This is a genomic window from Paracoccus nototheniae (genome assembly GCF_004335005.1).
In the GTDB taxonomy this organism is placed as follows: Bacteria; Pseudomonadota; Alphaproteobacteria; order Rhodobacterales; family Rhodobacteraceae; genus Paracoccus; species Paracoccus nototheniae.
Window position 1 is genome coordinate 1 of sequence record NZ_RQRT01000150.1, and the last position, 3,124, is coordinate 3,124.

Genomic DNA, 3,124 nt, shown 5'->3' on the forward strand with positions numbered 1-3,124 from the left:
CAAGTATCCCGGGGGAGTCCGCAGGACGGGGGCAGCGCCCCCCCCTCAGCCCCCGCCACAAGGAGATGCCCCATGTCGGCCTTCCGCCTGATCCCGCTGGCTTTTCTCGCCTTCACCCCCGCCGCCCATGCCCAGACCCTGCTGAATGTCAGCTATGACCCGACCCGCGAACTCTACCGCGAATTCAACGAGGCCTTCGCCGCCCATTGGGTCAAACAGGGCCACGAGGCCCCGCAAATCGAGACCAGCCATGGCGGCTCGGGCGCGCAGGCGCGTTCGGTCATCGACGGATTGAATGCGCAGGTGGTGACGCTGGCACTGGCCAGCGATATCGACCAGATCGCCACGACCGGCAAACTGCCCGAGGACTGGCAGTCGAAGCTGCCGCATAATTCCAGCCCCTATACCTCGACCATCGTGTTTCTGGTCCGCGACGGCAATCCCAAGGGCATCGCCGATTGGGGCGACCTGACCGCCGAGGGGGTCGAGGTGATCACCCCCAACCCCAAAACCAGCGGCGGCGCCCGCTGGAACTACCTCGCAGCATGGGCCTGGGCCGAGGCGAACGATCGCGACCCGGCCGAATTCGTGGGCCAGCTCTTTGCCAATGTCCCGGTGCTGGACACCGGCGCGCGCGGCTCGACCACCACCTTCGCGCAGCGCGGCATCGGCGACGTGCTGCTGGCATGGGAGAACGAGGCCTATCTGGCGCTGGCCGAACTGGGCGAGGAACAGTTCGACATCGTCGTCCCCTCGCTTTCGATCCTGGCCGAGCCGCCGGTGGCGCTGGTCGAGGGCAATATCCAGAACGACGAACAACGCGAACTGGCCACCGCCTATCTGGACTATCTGTATACCCCCGAGGGGCAGGCGCTGGCCTTCAAGCATTACTACCGCGCATGGGATGCCAGCGCCGCCGACCCGGCGGACGTGGCCCGTTTTCCCGAACTGGATCTTGTCAGCATCGACGATCTGGGCGGATGGGCCAGGCTGCAGCCCGAGCATTTCGGTGACGGCGGCATCTTCGACCAGATCTACGTCGCACCATGACACGCGCGCCCCTGATCCAGAGGACCGCCATGCCCGGCCTCGGCCTGTCCGCGGGCATCACCTTCTTCATGCTGACGCTGGTGGTGGCGCTGCCCATCGGCGCGCTGCTGTGGCAGGGCGCGAACTTCGGCGCGGCCAATATCTGGGCCACGATCAACCGAGACAGGGTCTGGACGGCGCTGTGGCTGTCCTTCCGGCTGTCCTTCCTCGCGGCCTGCTTCAATCTGGTCTTCGGGGTGATCCTGGCCTGGGTGCTGGTCCGCTATCGCTTTCCGGGGCGCCGCATCATCGATGCGGCGGTCGATCTGCCCTTCGCACTGCCAACGGCGGTGGCGGGCATCGCGCTGACCGCGCTTTATGCCCCGAACGGCGTGCTGGGCCAACTGACCAACCAGATCGGCTGGCAGATCGCCTATACCCAATGGGGCATCTTTCTGGCGCTGGTCTTCGTCGGCCTGCCCTTTGTCACCCGCACCGTCCAGCCGGTGATCGAAGAGATCGAGACCGAGGTCGAAGAGGCATCCGCCACCCTCGGCGCGTCCCGCACCCACACCCTGCGCCATGTCATCGCACCGATGCTGATGCCCGCCGCGCTGACCGGCTTCGCGCTGTCGCTGGCCCGCGCGGTCGGCGAATACGGATCAGTGATCTTCATCGCGGGAAACATCCCGCTGCGCACGGAAATCGCCCCCCTGCTGATCGTCATCCAGCTGGAGGAATACAATTACGACGCCGCAGGCGCCATCGGTTTGGCCATGCTGGCGATCAGCTTCACGATGCTTCTGGTCATCAACCTGATCCAGATCTGGTCACGCAAAAGGATCGGTCATGTCTGACGCCACCCTGCACGCCCGCACGGCCCCCGCGCCGCGTTTTCGATCCGCCACCGGGGAATCCCCCGCCGCCCGTCTGGCCCTGATCGCCATCGCGACAGGTGGCCTCGCCTTGCTGGTCGGCGCGCCCCTTGCGGCGGTCTTTGCCGAGGCGCTGGTACAGGGCTGGGGCGCGGCGGTCGCCAGCCTCGCCAGCCGCGATGCGCAATCGGCCATCCGCCTGACCCTGCTGATCACCGCCATCGCCGTGCCCTTGAACGCCGTCTTCGGCATCGCCGCCGCCTGGTTCATCACCAAGTTCGACTTCCGCGCCAAGGCCTTCCTGATCACCCTGATCGACCTGCCCTTCAGCGTCAGCCCGGTCGTGGCGGGCCTGTGCATCGTGCTGCTGTTCGGGGCCAATTCCGCGCTTGGCGGCTGGCTGGTGGCCAGCGGCTATCCCATCGTCTTCGCCGTGCCCGGCATCGTGCTGGCCACCGTCTTCGTGACCTTTCCCTTTGTCGCCCGCGAACTGATCCCCGTCATGATCGAACAGGGCCGCGCCGAGGAAGAGGCCGCCCTGACCCTGGGCGCCAGCGGCTGGCGGGTGTTCCGCACCGTGACCCTGCCCAACATCCGGTGGGCGCTGCTATACGGCACTTTGCTGTGCACGGCCCGCGCAATGGGCGAATTCGGCGCCGTCGCGGTCGTCTCGGGCAAGATCCGCGGCCAGACCGCCACCATGCCGATCACCATCGAGATGTTTTACAACGAATACCTGTCCGTCGCGGCCTTTTCCATGGCCGCGCTGCTGACCGGCTTTGCCCTGCTGACGCTGCTGCTGAAAACCGCGCTGGAACTGCGCCATGCCGACGCCCTGTCGGCCACCCGCCGCCATTGAGAAAAGGGACCGCCATGCATATCCAGATCGACGAGATCGCCAAGGAATTCGGCACCACCACCGCCCTGCATCCGGTGTCGCTGTCCATCCCCTCGGGGGCGCTGGTGGCGCTTTTGGGGCCGTCCGGTTCGGGCAAGACCACGCTGCTGCGCATCCTGGGCGGGCTGGAATTCCCGTCCTCGGGGCGGGTGCTGTTCAACGGCCAGGACGCCACCGGCATGTCGGTGCAGGAGCGTCGCGCGGGCTTTGTGTTCCAGTCCTATGCCCTGTTCCGCCACATGACGGTGTTCGACAACATCGCCTATGGCCTACGCGCCCGCCCCCGCGCATCCCGCCCCCCCAAGGCCGCGATCGACCGCCG

The 3,124-nt window shown here is 66.7% G+C and carries 4 protein-coding genes; all 4 read left to right on the forward strand.

Translation table 11 applies throughout. The features are described from left to right. The first annotated feature begins 72 nt into the window (after window positions 1–72). Window positions 73–1,050, forward strand: a complete 978-nt coding sequence (locus EG885_RS22130; RefSeq protein WP_131578998.1) for a sulfate ABC transporter substrate-binding protein — start codon at window positions 73–75, stop codon at window positions 1,048–1,050. Between the two features lie 29 nt (window positions 1,051–1,079). Continuing rightward, window positions 1,080–1,886: a sulfate ABC transporter permease subunit CysT gene (gene cysT, locus EG885_RS22135; RefSeq protein WP_379106089.1), complete on the forward strand. Its 807-nt coding sequence runs from the start codon at window positions 1,080–1,082 to the stop codon at window positions 1,884–1,886. Then, the gene (gene cysW, locus EG885_RS22140) at window positions 1,879–2,763 is read left to right on the forward strand and encodes a sulfate ABC transporter permease subunit CysW (protein WP_131579002.1); all 885 of its coding nucleotides are present in this window, start codon (window positions 1,879–1,881) and stop codon (window positions 2,761–2,763) included. Before cysT ends, cysW begins: the two co-directional genes overlap by 8 nt. 14 nt (window positions 2,764–2,777) lie before the next feature. After that, window positions 2,778–3,124, forward strand: a 347-nt coding sequence (locus EG885_RS22145; RefSeq protein WP_131579004.1) for an ATP-binding cassette domain-containing protein, incomplete at its 3' end; no start/stop codon positions are given.